This window comes from Citrobacter sp. S-77, from assembly GCF_963864895.1.
Classification (GTDB): domain Bacteria; phylum Pseudomonadota; class Gammaproteobacteria; order Enterobacterales; family Enterobacteriaceae; genus Citrobacter; species Citrobacter murliniae.
The window spans coordinates 2,556,823-2,573,061 of record NZ_CAWLWU010000002.1 but is presented as its reverse complement, the minus strand read 5'-3'; the positions used below and the strand labels follow the sequence as shown (position 1 = coordinate 2,573,061).

Sequence of the window (16,239 nt, the reverse complement as noted above, 5' to 3'; positions counted from 1 at the left end):
CGGTCTGCAAAACCAGGCATGTAAGCCCGATATGCGTTAACGCTTATCGGGCTTTTTTACACGGTCAGGCAAATATCGTCATCAGATAGGCGATGAAAAGTGCCAGATGTGCCGCACCGTTTAGCACGTTAGTGCGCCCCGTTGAGAAGGAAATATGGCACAGCACCAACGAAGAAACCATCACGATCATCTCTGGCGCGCCTAAGCCAAATACCAGATCGTTCCCCGTCGCCCATGCAATCAGTGTCACCACCGGTACTGTCAGTGAGATGGTGGCTAATACTGAGCCGAAGAACAAATTCATCGCACGCTGTACTTGATTGCTGAGCACCGCTTTTAGTGCTCCCAGCCCTTCCGGGGAGAGGATCAACAGAGCAACCAGGAAACCAGTAAATGCGACTGGTGCATTCAGCTCAGTTAACAGAGTCTCCAGAGGATTGGCATTCATTTTGGTCACGGCGATGACCGCAATTAAATGGATGATAAGCCAGGCAGCATGCCACATATTGCTGTGTGCTGATGGTTTACCGTGATGCGGATCGTCGTCGTCGCTTTCATCCTCATGCTCGTAAATAAACAAGCTCTGGTGTGTTTTGGTCTGAATCAGCAGAAATACGCCATACATTGCCGCAGAGATTAACGCTACCAGCAGCGCTTGCGCGGTAGTGAAGTTTGCTTCCGGCAATGCCATCGGGAAGACCAACACAATAATAGCCAGCGGGAACAAAGCAATTAAATACTGCTTAATTCCAAACAGGTTCATATACTGAGTGGCAAATTTTTGTCCACCCAGCAGTAATGAAAAACCGACCAGACCGCCGGTAACAATCATAATGATGGAGTAGAGCGTATCGCGCATTAGCGTCGGTGCGGCATCACCAGTTGCCATTAATGCGGAAATTAAACTAACTTCAAGAATAACTACCGAAAGGCTCAGGATTAACGAGCCATAAGGTTCGCCCAGACGGTGGGCTAATACGTCAGCATGACGGACAACGCTAAAAGCGCTGCTTAATATACCAACAAGGGCAAGAGCATTAATGCCGATGACCACTGGTAGTGACTGACTGCTCCCCCATAAGAACAGGACTACCAGCGCCAAAATCGGGAAGACGAGCGAGGTCTCCTTGTGGCGGGTTTTAACCGCCTCATGTGCATGTGTCATTTAATTAATTCTCCATCTCTGCAGGTATTTATAATTATAAATGTATTAAAGAATGTAAAAAATAACAGATCTCTCGGTATTTCCGATCTGTTTTTACGTAATTTTACGGCATGAGTCAGTTTTTGCCTCAAAGTGAGTAAAATCGTTTATCTTGTTTATAGAGTGTTTAAATAACAAAGTGTTAGCTTCCATTGGGCACAAAAATTGACAATGATAATGATGCAAATACTCGGACAATTGGGGTCATCGGAACAGGATATAAAGTGCCGTTGAGCCTTTGTTGTCTTGCAAGCTGTCGGTGAATTGCCTATTGTCCTGGTATTGGTTTCAAAATGAGCAGTAAAAAAGTCCGGAAGGCGTCAAAAGTTGTCGCAGGGAAGTCGCAGTGGCGGAGGTGTAAGGTGTTAACGCGTGATTTTTTGTTGAATGCCGACTGTAAAACGGCATTTGGTACAATTGAAGAATCACTACTCTGGTCAGCGGAACAACGGGCAGCCTCACTGGCAGCCACGCTCTCTTGCCGACCTGATGATGGACCGGTGTGGATCTTTGGTTATGGATCGTTGATGTGGAACCCGGCTTTAGAGTTTGAAGAGTCCTGTACCGGGACGTTGGTTGGCTGGCATCGGGCTTTTTGTCTGCGTCTGACGGCGGGGCGAGGAACGGCGTGTCAGCCAGGACGTATGCTGGCTCTGAAGGAGGGCGGGCGCACGACCGGTGTCGCATATCGCTTACCGGATGCCACCCTGGAACAAGAGCTTTCCCTGCTGTGGAAGCGTGAAATGATTACTGGCTGTTATCTTCCAACCTGGTGTCAGCTGGCGCTGGATGATGGCAGGACGGTCAATGCGCTGGTCTTTATTATGGATCCGCGTCACCCACTGTTTGAGTCCGATACCCGAGCGCAGGTCATAGCGCCGCTTATCGCTGCCGCCAGTGGGCCATTAGGGACTAACGCACAGTATTTGTTCTCGCTGGAACAAGAGCTTTCCAGATTGGGAATGAAGGATGATTGTCTTAACGATCTGGTGATAACCGTCAAAAGATTGTTGGGTGAGGATCTGCCGGAAGGAGTTATGCGACCAGGATATGCGTAAGCGAGAACCCGCTTACCTGTAAGATGCCCGATAAGCGTATGCGCTATCGGGCCTTTTACAATCAGGCTGCAATATAACTGATTGAGTGCTCCAGCGACTGGCTGTGACTGTCGATCAGCACATTCCAGACGCCTGTGTACGGTACGGTCAGCCACGCGTTATCACGATCCTGCACGCTTAAAATGTCAGTCTGCATGTCTTTGACGTGATTTTTCTCGCTCATCAGGTGGATGTGACAGCGCTCAGAGCAGCGCACAACCACCGTATCTCCACCAAATAACTTTAAACTTGCCTTCACTAATGCCATTTTTCACCCCGTTCTTGAAAACAACGTACTCTCTTTCGAAAGTGCTGCGTGATGTTGTTCACATTTCACTCATTGCATAACACCAAAGGGGGAGTAACAGGATGCTGATTTTGATCAAAAAATGGCATAACGATTAAACAAAAATGACAAAATCCCTCAGAAGCGTTGAAAGGGCGTGCTAACTTTCAGTGAAACCACGCCCATGTAAGATTAAATCGGGGAATAGCTGCTCCTGGTAGTGCGCTTGCCTGAAACTTAGCGAATCAGAAGGTCAGAACCTTATCTGCCGCCAGCGTCCACTGTGCCAGTTCTACCAGCGTACCGACTTCCACTCCGTCGATTAATGGCAATGCGGTGATCCCGCGTCCATCGGTGCAGGTTTTGCAGAGTTTTACCGGCACATTTTGCGCGGTCAGAATCTCCAGCATTTGCTGAATATTGTAGCCTTCCGCAGGTTTTTGCCCACGTAACCCAGCCGTCACTGCGTCCGACATCAAAAACAGACGTAGCTCCAGGCTACTCTCCTGTTCGCGCAGCGCAATGGCCAGACGCAGACTATTGAATAACGATTCGCTTCCATAGGCCGCACCGTTCGCGATGATCACAATCTTTTGCATTTTGACTCCGGTTGTCAGGGGACAGGATTACTCATCAGCATCTATGTTACTCCGTGTTGTTTGTATGGAAAAGGAAGCATGAGTGAAGGGGCGGGTCACAAGTACTTTTCGTCCAGGGATAATCCGGAAAAGAGAGAGCAGGGCTGCAAATATTGCGTGAAAACGCTATGGTTTAGGATATGTATGCCGCTGTAATTTATTGATGTAAGAAACAACTGACGTTTTGAGCCGTATAGTCTGTAGTCCGCTGTATCTCCTCCTACTCTTGCCGCCGGCAGGCGGTATTGCCAGCGCACCCCCTTCCTTTATTCAGAAAGCTGAAAACCCTTTCGACAATAATGATGATGGTCTGCCTGACCTTGGCATGGCACCTGAGTCCAGGACAGGAGAAAAGCATTTTGCTGAAATGGTTAAAGCGTTTGGCGAAGCCAGTATGACCGACAACGGGCTTGATACGGGCGAGCAGGCGAAGCAGTTCGCGTTTGGCCAGGTGCGTGACACGGTGAGTGAACAGGTTAATCAGCAGCTTGAATCATGGCTTTCTCCCTGGGGAAGAGCCAGCGTTGGGCTCCAGATTGATAATGAGGGCAGTTTTAGCGGCAGTCGTGGTAACTGGTTTATACCCTGGCAGGATAATCAGCGTTACCTTACCTGGAGCCAGTTGGGGCTGACTCAACAGGATGAGGGATTAGTCAGTAATGTGGGTATCGGACAACGCTGGGTGCGGGACGGTTGGTTGCTGGGCTACAACACCTTTTACGATAACCTGTTGGATGAAAATCTGTCCCGGGGCGGATTGGGGGCAGAAGCGTGGGGAGAGTATCTGCGCTTATCCGCGAATTACTATCAACCGTTCTCTGCCTGGCAGGAGCGTTCAGCGACGCAAGAGCAGCGGATGGCGCGTGGGTATGACCTTACCGCGCTGATGCGGGTGCCATTTTATGAGCACCTCAATACCAGTGTCAGCGTTGAACAATATTTCGGCGATCGGGTGGATCTGTTTCATTCCGGAGCCGGATACCACAACCCTGTAGCGGTCAAACTGGGGCTAAGCTATACGCCGGTCCCACTGATAACATTGACCGCACAGCACAAGCAGGGGGAAAGTGGAGTGAGTCAAAATAACCTTGGATTAAACCTCAATTATCGTTTTGGCGTCCCGCTGAAAAAACAGCTGATGGTCAGTGAAGTGGCGAGCAGCCAGTCACTGCGTGGCAGTCGTTATGACTTTCCGCAACGTGATAATCTGCCAACGATGGAATATCGCCAGCGCAAATCTCTTTCCGTCTTTTTGGCAACGCCGCCCTGGGATCTCAAACCGGGTGAAACGGTGGTACTGAAGCTTGAGGTCCGTAGTCTGCATGGTATTCGCCATCTGGCGTGGCAGGGGGATACGCAGGCACTGAGCTTAACGGCCGGGACAAATACCCGCAGTGCGGAAGGCTGGACGATTATTACGCCGAAGTGGGACGGTAGCGAAGGGGCAACAAACCGCTGGCGGTTGTCAGTGGTAGTGGAAGACGGGCAGGGCCAGCGTGTCTCTTCCAATGAGATCACGCTATCGCTGGCCGAACCGTTCATCACCGTGTCGGAAAATGATCCTCGTTAAAATACTTCAGGAACTCATTATCAGAATATACGTTCCTGATGCACCCACACCGCTGCTTCAACGCGTGATTTGAGTTTCATCTTCTTCAGCATATGCTTAACATGCACTTTTACCGTGCTTTCGGTGATGTCCAGACGACGGGCAATCATCTTGTTTGGTAGGCCCTGGGCAATCAGCTTCAGAATGTCGCGCTCGCGTGGCGTCAACTGGGTAACGTCCCGGTCGGAAGTCGCACGGTTCGCCCGCAGACTGGCAGCCAGAACAGGTGTCAGGGCTTCGCTTAGTACCATTTCACCTGCTGCTGCCTGCTGCAACGCTTTCAGCAGATCTTCCGGTTCCATGTCTTTTAGCAGATAGCCATCTGCGCCGCGTTTCAGTGCGGTAACAACGTCTTCTTCATGGTTAGATACGCTGAAAACCACGATGCGGCCGGAAAGTGATTTTTCTCGCAACTTATCGAGTGTTTCCAGACCGTTCATTCCGGGCATGTTCAGATCCAGCAGAATCAGATCCGGATCAAGGGATTCAGCCAGCTCGATACCCTGCTCGCCATTACTGGCTTCACCGACCACGGTAATATCGGGCGCCATGCTGACAAGCTGTTTTACACCGGTTCGTAGCATCGGATGATCGTCGATCAACAGGATGGTTGCCGGTTCCTGATTACTCATGGGTATCTCCTTGGACATCTGTGAAGTTTGTTTCGGGAATAAAAGTGACAGTAACTTCAGTACCGCCTGTCTCGCGACGGCGAACGCGGCAATCGCCGCGCAAGCTCTGCGCACGGTCACGCATTATTATCATGCCGTAGTGGTTACTGCGTTCGGCGTTTTCCGGTACGCCGCAGCCGTTATCTTGTACAGTCAGTTTGACCTGCTTGCCATTTTGCACCACCGTCACGATAACGTCATCGGCCTGGGAGTGTTTAAGGGCATTACTCAGGGCTTCGCGGGCAATTTGCAGCAAGTGGATCGCCTGATGGGAAGGCACCAGACGTGGCGGCAATTGATAATCCAGCTTCACCGTAAAGCCAAAGCGGGCGCTGTATTCCTGACAGCTGGCTTCCAGCGCAGGCCGCAATCCAGGTTCCGTTAGCTGCAAACGGAAGGTGGTTAACAGTTCGCGCAACTGCGCCCACGAGGCGTTCAGTTCGTTACGTATTTGACTCAACAGCTCGCGGCTGTTTTCTGGTAGCGCGTCACCCTGCATCTGCAAGCAACTGACCTGCATTTTCATACAAGAGAGAGATTGTGCAATAGAATCATGCAGTTCGCGAGCAATGGTGGCACGCTCCTCCATAACAATCAACTGCTGCTGGCGCTCCTGGTGCCTGTCCAGCGCCAACGTAGCGGTCAGTTGTTCAACCAGCGTGTCCACCAGTTGCTGTTGGTCGTGGCTGAGATGGCGTCCGTATGGCAAGGTGGCGAGCAGAATACCGTACTGGGTATGTGCATCGGTTAGCCGCCATTTCAGCGTAATGCCCCCGTCAATTGCGGGTTGAATGCCGCGTGGACACAGGTGACACCCTTTTTCATCACAGCTGACAGTAGACTGACAGGTAAACTCCTGATGGTTATCTTCATCCTCCAGATCGTAAACCCGCAGTTCAATATCATGCAGTAATGTTAAATTTTGCAGGCCGTTGAGTACCGGGGAAAGTCGTTCACAAAGTGGTATCTGGGAGTGCAGACGACGATTAGCTTGCCACAGGAAAGAGAGGATCTGATTTTTATGTTCCAGACCTGCTGTTTTCTCCTGGACCCGCTGTTCCAGTACCGCGTAACTTTCGGCCAGTTCCTCTGACATATTATTCAGTGCCGATCCCAGTGCGGCCATTTCATTACGGCCACTGATATGTGCGCGTTGGGTGAAGTCGCGCTGACTGACTGCACGAGCCATCGCCAGCAGTTGTTTCCACGGCTGCAACAGGCGCACGCGTAGCCAGATAATGGTGAAGACCAGCAGCAATGCCATAAATATCGCCATCAGGCGATGCAGCATGACCACGCGTTCAATACGCAGTTCGGTGGTGTGGTCGAAGGCCGTGACCAGTTGATCCAACCCTGTCACGAAACGTGAAACGTCCCCGGCCACCGCTGCGCCATTTTGTGCATGCGCGAGCCCTGGCGCCAGTTCGGTGTGCCAGTAATTCTGCAATGCTTTCAACTGTTCCTGCTGCCCGTCACGGAGCGCGGCGCGAGTCAGTTCCGGGCTAAACGCGGTTTTTTCCATCTCTTCCAGCAGCGGTTGGTCGTCGGCATCCAATGGCACCGCTGCCAGCAGGCGATAGCTTTGCATTCGCAGTGAACCCGCTTTGTTGATCGCATGGGCGCTGCCCTGAACCCCCTGAACCAGCCAGCCGGAGACAGCCATACCCGCCACGCCAATAGCAGTGGACAGTAAAACAATAAGCGCCACCTGGTTGACCAGCGTAAGCGGTGAGAGACAACGTTTAAACATGGTGACTTCTTCCTTCGGGTTTTCATTGAGCAGAAAACCTTATTGAATGACGATTCTGCTGCAGGCAGTGGCGTTATTCTCAGCTATACACTGGAGTATACCCATACCTCAAACGGGCTACCCCTTAATTGCCACTGGTGGGAGCGATTCCTGACAGAGGGGAGTAGCGTGCGACAGAAGCGTGAAAAACCACATCTTTTTTACCGATGTTAGCTACTCATTTGGGGTAATGATAAATTTTAAGCATCAATAATGACACCTTTTCCTTTGATTTATATCAACTTACCACCGGCTGTAAACCCTAATGTGGCAGGCATCGAAACAAGTATCAGAGGTGTCTATGAGTCACTCATCTGCCCCGGAAAGGGCATCTGGAGCTGTAATTACAGAATGGCGGCCGGAAGATCCCGTCTTCTGGCAACAGCGTGGTCAACGAGTTGCCAGCCGTAACCTGTGGATTTCCGTCCCTTGTCTGCTGCTGGCGTTTTGTGTGTGGATGTTATTCAGCGCCGTTGCGGTGAATCTGCCGAAGGTCGGTTTCGACTTCACAACTGAACAGCTGTTTATGCTGACGGCGTTACCATCGGTTTCCGGCGCACTGTTGCGCGTACCGTACTCCTTTATGGTTCCACTATTTGGTGGACGCCGCTGGACGGCATTCAGTACCGGTATCCTGATCATCCCTTGCGTATGGTTAGGTTTTGCCGTGCAGGATACCACCACGCCTTTTAGTACCTTTATTGTGATCTCCTTGTTGTGCGGTTTTGCGGGTGCAAACTTTGCTTCCAGCATGGCAAACATCAGTTTCTTCTTTCCAAAACAGAAACAGGGTGGTGCGCTGGGTCTGAATGGCGGTTTGGGCAATATGGGCGTCAGCGTGATGCAACTGGTTGCGCCGCTGGTGGTTTCGTTGTCCATTTTCGCCGTATTTGGCAGTCATGGCGTGGAACAACCGGATGGCACGCAATTGTATCTGGCAAACGCTGCATGGGTTTGGGTACCGTTCCTGGCGGTGTTCACGCTGGCGGCATGGTTCGGTATGAACGAACTGGCAACCTCGAAAGCGTCGCTGAAAGAGCAACTTCCGGTGCTGAAACGTGGGCATCTGTGGATTATGAGCCTGCTGTATCTGGCGACCTTTGGCTCCTTCATCGGCTTCTCTGCCGGTTTCGCGATGCTGTCAAAAACTCAGTTTCCGGATGTGCAGATCCTGCATTACGCCTTCTTTGGTCCGCTGATTGGTGCCCTGGCTCGTTCTGCGGGCGGTGCAATCTCTGACCGACTGGGCGGGACGCGCGTTACGCTGGTGAACTTTGTACTGATGGCAGTTTTCAGCGCTTTGTTGTTCCTGACCTTGCCTGTAAACGGTGAGGGTGGCAACTTTATGGCCTTCTTCGTCGTGTTCCTGGCGTTGTTCCTGACAGCCGGTCTGGGCAGTGGCTCTACCTTCCAGATGATCTCTGTCATCTTCCGTAAGCTGACGATGGACAGGGTTAAAGCGGAAGGTGGTTCTGAAGAGAAAGCGATGCGTGAAGCGGCAACTGATACAGCTGCAGCATTGGGCTTTATCTCAGCCATTGGCGCAATTGGCGGCTTTTTTATTCCAAAAGCATTTGGTACTTCTCTGGCGTTAACCGGTTCGCCGGTGGGGGCGATGAAAGTCTTTCTAATCTTCTATGTCGCCTGCGTGGTAATCACCTGGGTGGTATACGGACGGCATTCTAAAAAGTAAAAAAGTAACAATTGATTATCCATTGCGCGGTGTTAGACCGCGCTTTTTTTTGTCTGATTTTAGTTACAACATACTAATGAGTTATTTCAAGGTGACCGCCTGAGATAGTGTGCATGCAATATGCCAGGCAGGGGGCATACCCCTTAATACCCACTTGTAAAGAAATTAACATTTGCATGATGAGCGTTATTGGAAATATTATTTAATATCAATTAGTTAGATTCAATAAAAATATCCCACTTAGGGGGTATATGAAAATTAACCTCCATTTTTCATCCCTGTCTGCCTTGATCGTTATCAATTCCTACGTGCTTTCAGAGCGTTAACTTCGCAGGCAATCAAGCAATGTCGATTTATCAGAGAGCCGTCAGGCTCCTACAGGAGACAACCGATGAGTAAATTCCTGGACCGGTTTCGCTACTTCAAACAGAAGGGCGAAACCTTTGCCGATGGGCACGGCCAGCTTCTCGATACTAACAGGGACTGGGAGGATGGATACCGCCAGCGTTGGCAGCATGACAAAGTCGTGCGCTCAACCCATGGGGTAAACTGCACCGGTTCATGCAGCTGGAAAATCTACGTGAAGAATGGTCTGGTGACCTGGGAAACTCAGCAAACTGACTACCCGCGTACCCGTCCTGATCTGCCGAACCACGAACCACGCGGCTGCCCGCGCGGTGCGAGCTATTCCTGGTATCTCTACAGCGCTAACCGTCTCAAATATCCGCTGATGCGCAAACGTCTGATGAAGATGTGGCGTGAAGCGAAAAGACTGCACAGCGATCCGGTAGACGCATGGGCATCCATCATTGAAGACGCCGATAAAGCAAAAAGCTTCAAACAAGCGCGTGGTCGTGGTGGGTTTGTCCGTTCTTCCTGGCAGGAAGTGAATGAACTGATTGCGGCTTCCAACGTTTACACGGTCAAAACCTACGGTCCTGACCGTGTCGCTGGTTTCTCTCCGATCCCGGCAATGTCGATGGTTTCTTACGCTTCCGGCGCACGCTACCTGTCCCTGATTGGCGGTACCTGCCTGAGCTTCTACGACTGGTACTGCGACCTGCCGCCTGCGTCTCCACAGACCTGGGGTGAACAGACCGACGTACCTGAATCTGCTGACTGGTACAACTCCAGCTATATCATCGCCTGGGGCTCTAACGTTCCGCAGACCCGTACTCCGGACGCCCACTTCTTCACGGAAGTTCGTTACAAAGGCACCAAAACCGTTGCGATTACGCCGGACTATGCAGAAATCGCCAAGCTGTGCGACTTGTGGCTGGCGCCGAAGCAGGGTACCGATGCCGCGATGGCACTGGCGATGGGCCACGTTATGTTGCGTGAGTTCCACCTCGATAATCCGAGCCAGTATTTTACCGACTATGTGCGTCGTTATACCGACATGCCGATGCTGGTAATGCTTGAAGAGCGTGACGGTTACTATGCTGCGGGCCGTATGCTGCGTGCTGCGGATCTTGTTGATTCTCTGGGTCAGGAAAACAACCCGGAATGGAAAACTGTCGCGATTAATACCAATGGCGATATGGTCGCGCCAAACGGCTCAATCGGTTTCCGTTGGGGCGAAAAAGGCAAATGGAATCTTGAGCAGCGTGACGGCACGTCTGGTGAAGAAACCGAACTGCAGCTCAGCCTGCTGGGTAGTCAGGATGATATCGCTGAAGTTGGTTTCCCGTACTTCGGCGGTGAAGGTACTGAACACTTCAATAAAGTCGAACTGGAAAATGTTCTGCTGCATAAACTGCCGGTGAAACGCCTGCGTCTGGCAGATGGTTCTACTGCACTGGTGACTACCGTTTACGATCTGACCATGGCTAACTACGGTCTGGAACGCGGTCTGAACGATGAAAACTGTGCGACCAGCTACGATGACATCAAAGCGTATACCCCAGCGTGGGCAGAAAAAATCACCGGTGTTTCCCGCTCACAGATCGTCCGTATCGCGCGTGAATTTGCCGATAACGCGGATAAAACGCACGGTCGTTCGATGATTATCGTCGGTGCGGGCCTGAACCACTGGTATCACCTTGATATGAACTATCGTGGTCTGATCAACATGCTGGTGTTCTGCGGCTGTGTCGGCCAGAGCGGTGGCGGTTGGGCACACTACGTCGGTCAGGAAAAACTGCGTCCGCAGACTGGCTGGCAGCCACTGGCGTTTGGTCTGGACTGGCAACGTCCGGCGCGCCATATGAACAGCACCTCGTACTTCTATAACCACTCCAGCCAATGGCGCTACGAGTCGGTTACGGCGCAAGAACTGCTGTCACCGCTGGCGGATAAATCCCGTTACACCGGCCATCTGCTTGATTTCAACGTTCGCGCAGAACGTATGGGGTGGTTGCCGTCTGCACCGCAGTTAGGCACTAACCCACTGCGTATCGCCGATGAAGCGGAAAAAGCCGGAATGACACCGGTAGACTACACCGTCAAAGCGTTGAAAGAGGGCACTATTCGCTTTGCGGCCGAGCAGCCGGAAAACGGTAAAAACCATCCACGTAACCTGTTTATCTGGCGTTCAAACCTGCTGGGCTCATCCGGTAAAGGCCATGAATATATGCTGAAGTACCTGCTGGGTACCGAGCACGGTATTCAGGGGCTGGATCTGGGCAAACAGGGCGGTGTGAAGCCGGAAGAAGTGGAATGGCAGGATAACGGTCTCGACGGCAAACTGGATCTGGTGGTGACGTTGGACTTCCGTCTGTCAAGCACCTGCCTCTATTCCGACATCGTGCTGCCAACCGCGACCTGGTACGAAAAAGACGACATGAATACCTCGGATATGCATCCGTTTATTCATCCGTTGTCTGCCGCCGTTGACCCGGCATGGGAATCGAAAAGCGACTGGGAAATCTATAAAGCCATCGCGAAGAAATTCTCTGAAGTTTGTGTTGGCCATCTCGGTAAAGAAACTGATGTGGTTACACTGCCTATCCAGCACGACTCTGCCGCCGAACTGGCGCAGCCGCTGGATGTAAAAGACTGGAAGAAAGGCGAATGTGATCTGATACCAGGCGTAACTGCACCGCACATCATGACCGTTGAGCGTGATTATCCGGCCACCTACGAGCGTTTCACCTCTATTGGCCCGCTGATGGATAAAGTCGGTAACGGTGGTAAAGGGATTGCCTGGAACACCCAGAGTGAAATGGATCTGCTGCGTAAGCTCAATTACACCAAGGCAGAAGGTCCGGCTAAAGGCCAGCCTATGCTGAATACGGCGATTGATGCGGCAGAGATGATTCTGACACTGGCCCCGGAAACTAACGGCCAGGTAGCCGTCAAAGCATGGGCGGCGCTGAGCGAGTTTACCGGTCGGGACCATACGCACCTGGCGCTAAATAAAGAAGACGAGAAAATCCGCTTCCGTGATATTCAGGCGCAGCCGCGCAAAATTATCTCCAGCCCGACATGGTCTGGCCTGGAAGATGAACACGTTTCTTACAATGCCGGTTATACCAACGTTCACGAGCTGATCCCATGGCGTACGCTGACGGGTCGCCAGCAACTGTATCAGGATCATCAGTGGATGCGCGACTTCGGTGAAAGCCTGCTGGTCTATCGTCCGCCAATCGATACCCGTTCGGTGAAAGAGGTGATGGGTGAGAAATCCAATGGCAACCCGGAAAAAGCGCTCAACTTCCTGACGCCACACCAGAAGTGGGGTATCCACTCCACCTACAGTGACAACCTGCTGATGCTGACTTTAGGCCGCGGTGGTCCGGTTGTATGGATGAGTGAAGAGGATGCCAAAGAGATTGGTATTGAAGACAACGACTGGATTGAAGTCTTCAACAGCAATGGTGCGCTGACCGCTCGTGCTGTAGTAAGCCAGCGTGTTCCTGCCGGGATGACCATGATGTACCACGCACAGGAACGTATCGTTAACCTGCCTGGCTCTGAAATTACCGGTCAACGTGGTGGTATCCATAACTCGGTGACCCGCATTACGCCGAAACCGACCCATATGATTGGCGGTTATGCGCACCTGGCATACGGCTTTAACTACTACGGTACCGTAGGTTCAAACCGTGATGAGTTCGTGGTTGTACGTAAGATGAAGAACATTAACTGGTTGGATGGCGAAGGCAATGACCAGGTACAGGAGAGCGTAAAATGAAAATTCGTTCACAAGTCGGCATGGTGCTGAATCTCGATAAGTGCATCGGCTGTCATACCTGCTCAGTCACCTGTAAAAACGTCTGGACCAGCCGTGAAGGGACCGAGTACGCGTGGTTCAACAATGTTGAAACCAAGCCAGGTACCGGTTTCCCGACTGACTGGGAAAACCAGGAGAAAATGAAAGGCGGTTGGGTTCGTAAGATCAACGGTAAACTGCAGCCGCGTATGGGTAACCGCGCGATGCTTCTGGGTAAAATCTTTGCCAACCCGCACCTGCCGGGCCTGGATGATTACTACGAACCGTTTGATTTCGACTACCAGACGCTGCATAACACGCCAGCTGACAGCAAGGCGCAGCCGATTGCTCGTCCTCGTTCGCTGATCACCGGCAAGCGTATGGATAAAATCACCAAGGGTCCGAACTGGGAAGATGACCTGGGTGGTGAATTTGAGAAGCTGTCGAAAGACAAAAACTTCGAGAACATGCAGAAGGCGATGTACGGTCAGTTCGAGAACACCTTCATGATGTATCTGCCGCGTCTGTGTGAGCATTGCCTTAACCCGGCGTGCGTGGCGACCTGCCCAAGCGGCGCCATCTACAAGCGTGAAGAAGATGGCATCGTACTGATTGACCAGGATAAGTGCCGTGGCTGGCGTATGTGCATCACAGGTTGTCCGTACAAAAAAATCTACTTCAACTGGAAGAGCGGCAAATCCGAGAAATGCATTTTCTGCTACCCGCGTATCGAAGCTGGTCAGCCGACCATTTGTTCCGAAACCTGCGTAGGTCGTATTCGCTACCTCGGCGTGCTGTTGTATGACGCGGACGCGATTGAAAGCGCGGCAAGCACGGAAAACGAGAAAGACCTGTACCAGCGTCAACTGGATGTATTCCTCGATCCGAACGATCCGGCGATCATTGAACAGGCGCTGAAAGATGGCATCCCACTGAGCGTGATTGACGCGGCACAGCAGTCTCCGGTGTACAAAATGGCGATGGACTGGAAACTGGCACTGCCGCTACATCCGGAGTATCGCACATTGCCAATGGTCTGGTATGTGCCGCCATTGTCACCGATTCAGTCAGCGGCTGACGCGGGCGAACTGGGCAGCAATGGCATTCTGCCGGATGTAGACAGCCTGCGTATTCCGGTTCAGTACCTGGCAAACCTGCTGACTGCCGGCGATACCCAGCCGGTGCTGTTGGCACTGAAACGTATGCTGGCGATGCGTCACTACAAACGTGCGGAAACGGTTGACGGTAAAGTCGACACCCGTGCGCTGGAAGAGGTCGGACTGACTGAAGCTCAGGCACAGGAGATGTATCGTTACCTGGCGATTGCTAACTACGAAGATCGTTTCGTCGTGCCGAGCAGCCATCGTGAACTGGCGCGCGAAGCGTTCCCGGAGAAAGGGGGTTGCGGCTTTAGCTTTGGTGATGGTTGTCATGGTTCTGACACAAAATTCAATCTGTTCAACAGCCGCCGCATCGATGCTGTCGATGTGACCAGTAAAACGGAGCCGCACCAATGATTGAACTCGTCATTGTTTCGCGCCTGCTCGAATACCCAGATGCTGCCCTGTGGCAGCATCAGCAGGAACTTTTCGATGCACTCGCATCATCTGAGAACCTGGACAAAGAGGATGCTCAGACCCTGGGCGTCTTCCTGCGTGATTTAACCGCGCAGGATATGCTGGATGTGCAGGCAAGCTACAGCGAGCTGTTCGACCGTGGTCGTGCAACCTCTCTGCTGTTGTTTGAACATGTTCATGGAGAATCCCGCGATCGCGGCCAGGCGATGGTAGACCTGATGGCTCAGTACGAGCAACACGGTTTGCAGCTCGACAGCCGCGAGCTGCCAGATCATCTTCCGTTATATCTGGAATATCTGGCTCAGTTGCCGAAGGAAGAAGCGTTGGGTGGCCTGCAGGATATCGCACCGATTCTGGCGCTGCTCAGTGCGCGTCTGCAACAGCGCGAGAGCCGCTACGCCGTGCTGTTCGATCTGTTGTTGAAACTGGCTAACGCTGCTATCGACAGCAACAAAGTGGCTGAAAAAATTGCGGATGAAGTTCGTGACGACACTCCACAGGCGCTGGATGCGGTCTGGGAAGAAGAGCAGGTGAAATTCTTTGCCGACCAGGGGTGCGGCGAATCTGAAATCTCCGCTCACCAGCGTCGTTTTGCCGGGGCCGTTGCGCCGCAGTACCTGAATATCACCACCGGAGGACAGCAATAATGCACTTCCTGAATACGTTCTTCTTTGACATCTATCCGTACATCGCGGGTTCTGTCTTCCTGATTGGTAGTTGGCTGCGTTATGACTACGGTCAGTACACCTGGCGCGCGGCTTCCAGCCAGATGCTGGATCGTAAAGGAATGAACCTGGCGTCAAACCTGTTCCACATCGGGATCCTGGGTATTTTCGCTGGTCACTTCCTTGGTATGCTGACGCCGCACTGGATGTACGAAGCGTGGCTGCCTTTGGAAGTAAAACAAAAGATGGCAATGTTTGCTGGCGGTGCATCCGGTGTGATGTGCCTGGTGGGGGGCGTATTACTGCTTAAACGCCGTCTGTTCAGCCCACGCGTACGCGCAACCACTACTGGCGCGGATATTCTGGTGCTATCTGTCCTGGTTATCCAGTGTGCGTTGGGTCTGCTGACTATCCCATTCTCTGCCCAGCATATGGACGGCAGCGAGATGATGAAGCTGGTGAACTGGGCACAGTCCGTGGTGACTTTCCACGGCGGCGCTTCTCAATATCTGGACGGTGTGGCGTTCATCTTCCGTATGCACCTGGTGCTCGGTATGACGTTGTTCCTGTTGTTCCCGTTCTCGCGTCTGGTGCATATCTGGAGCGTTCCTGTCGAGTATCTGACGCGTAAATACCAGATTGTGCGCGCACGTCACTAATCCGTTATTTTCGTAAGACAAAACCCTGCTTCGGCGGGGTTTTTTTATAACTGTTTGCAGGATGGTGAATGTAGGCGTTTTTTGTAAGTCTGATAAGCATCGTGCATCAGGCAAATTGTGTGCTCGAATCGAAGCTTCTCATCCTTCCCGCATGGGCAGAATTATAGGGGATTGTGATTTGATTGGGCTGAAATGTTA

The 16,239-nt window shown here is 52.0% G+C and carries 12 protein-coding genes; 7 read left to right on the top strand and 5 right to left on the bottom strand.

Annotated elements, in window-relative coordinates; translation table 11 throughout:
• Positions 1 to 64: 64 nt before the first annotated feature.
• Positions 65 to 1,165, bottom strand: coding sequence for a sodium-potassium/proton antiporter ChaA (gene chaA, locus AACS05_RS12810; protein WP_045443664.1), 1,101 nt, complete (start codon positions 1,163 to 1,165; stop codon positions 65 to 67).
• Between the two features lie 401 nt (positions 1,166 to 1,566).
• On the opposite strand from chaA, the gene AACS05_RS12805 reads away from it, so the two are divergent.
• Complete coding sequence (locus AACS05_RS12805) at positions 1,567 to 2,262, top strand: gamma-glutamylcyclotransferase (RefSeq protein WP_045443661.1); 696 nt, start codon at positions 1,567 to 1,569, stop codon at positions 2,260 to 2,262.
• A 61-nt stretch (positions 2,263 to 2,323) separates the two neighbouring features.
• On the opposite strand, the gene AACS05_RS12800 is transcribed toward AACS05_RS12805, so the two are convergent.
• Both AACS05_RS12800 and AACS05_RS12795 read right to left on the bottom strand, forming a co-directional pair.
• Complete coding sequence (locus tag AACS05_RS12800) at positions 2,324 to 2,569, bottom strand: DUF1883 domain-containing protein (RefSeq protein ID WP_045443658.1); 246 nt, start codon at positions 2,567 to 2,569, stop codon at positions 2,324 to 2,326.
• Positions 2,570 to 2,832: 263 nt separating this feature from the next.
• Positions 2,833 to 3,186: a DsrE/DsrF/TusD sulfur relay family protein gene (locus AACS05_RS12795; RefSeq protein WP_045443655.1), complete on the bottom strand. Its 354-nt coding sequence runs from the start codon at positions 3,184 to 3,186 to the stop codon at positions 2,833 to 2,835.
• Positions 3,187 to 3,409: 223 nt separating this feature from the next.
• On the opposite strand from AACS05_RS12795, the gene AACS05_RS12790 reads away from it, so the two are divergent.
• Positions 3,410 to 4,795: a YchO/YchP family invasin gene (locus tag AACS05_RS12790; RefSeq protein WP_071828961.1), complete on the top strand. Its 1,386-nt coding sequence runs from the start codon at positions 3,410 to 3,412 to the stop codon at positions 4,793 to 4,795.
• A gap of 20 nt (positions 4,796 to 4,815) precedes the next feature.
• Here the strand turns inward: AACS05_RS12790 and narL are convergent, their stop codons facing one another.
• Together narL and narX are read right to left on the bottom strand one after the other, a co-directional pair.
• Positions 4,816 to 5,466: a two-component system response regulator NarL gene (gene narL, locus AACS05_RS12785; RefSeq protein WP_045443652.1), complete on the bottom strand. Its 651-nt coding sequence runs from the start codon at positions 5,464 to 5,466 to the stop codon at positions 4,816 to 4,818.
• Positions 5,459 to 7,255, bottom strand: coding sequence for a nitrate/nitrite two-component system sensor histidine kinase NarX (gene narX, locus AACS05_RS12780; RefSeq protein WP_045443650.1), 1,797 nt, complete (start codon positions 7,253 to 7,255; stop codon positions 5,459 to 5,461). The genes narL and narX overlap by 8 nt, the downstream gene beginning before the upstream one ends.
• A 340-nt stretch (positions 7,256 to 7,595) precedes the next feature.
• On the opposite strand from narX, the gene AACS05_RS12775 reads away from it, so the two are divergent.
• From AACS05_RS12775 to narI, 5 genes are all read left to right on the top strand, one after another.
• A complete protein-coding gene (locus AACS05_RS12775) occupies positions 7,596 to 8,987 on the top strand; it encodes a NarK family nitrate/nitrite MFS transporter (RefSeq protein ID WP_045443647.1) in 1,392 nt (463 codons plus the stop codon).
• Positions 8,988 to 9,378: 391 nt separating this feature from the next.
• On the top strand, positions 9,379 to 13,122 hold the full coding sequence (locus AACS05_RS12770; protein ID WP_045443644.1) for a nitrate reductase subunit alpha: 3,744 nt from the start codon (positions 9,379 to 9,381) through the stop codon (positions 13,120 to 13,122).
• Entirely contained in the window at positions 13,119 to 14,657 is a 1,539-nt protein-coding gene (narH, locus tag AACS05_RS12765; protein WP_045443641.1) for a nitrate reductase subunit beta, read from the top strand. The genes AACS05_RS12770 and narH overlap by 4 nt, the downstream gene beginning before the upstream one ends.
• Positions 14,654 to 15,364 (top strand): nitrate reductase molybdenum cofactor assembly chaperone, encoded by a 711-nt coding sequence (narJ, locus tag AACS05_RS12760; protein ID WP_045443637.1) that lies wholly within the window; start codon positions 14,654 to 14,656, stop codon positions 15,362 to 15,364. The genes narH and narJ overlap by 4 nt, the downstream gene beginning before the upstream one ends.
• Positions 15,364 to 16,041: a respiratory nitrate reductase subunit gamma gene (gene narI, locus AACS05_RS12755; protein WP_045443634.1), complete on the top strand. Its 678-nt coding sequence runs from the start codon at positions 15,364 to 15,366 to the stop codon at positions 16,039 to 16,041. The genes narJ and narI overlap by 1 nt, the downstream gene beginning before the upstream one ends.
• Positions 16,042 to 16,239: the final 198 nt, after the last annotated feature.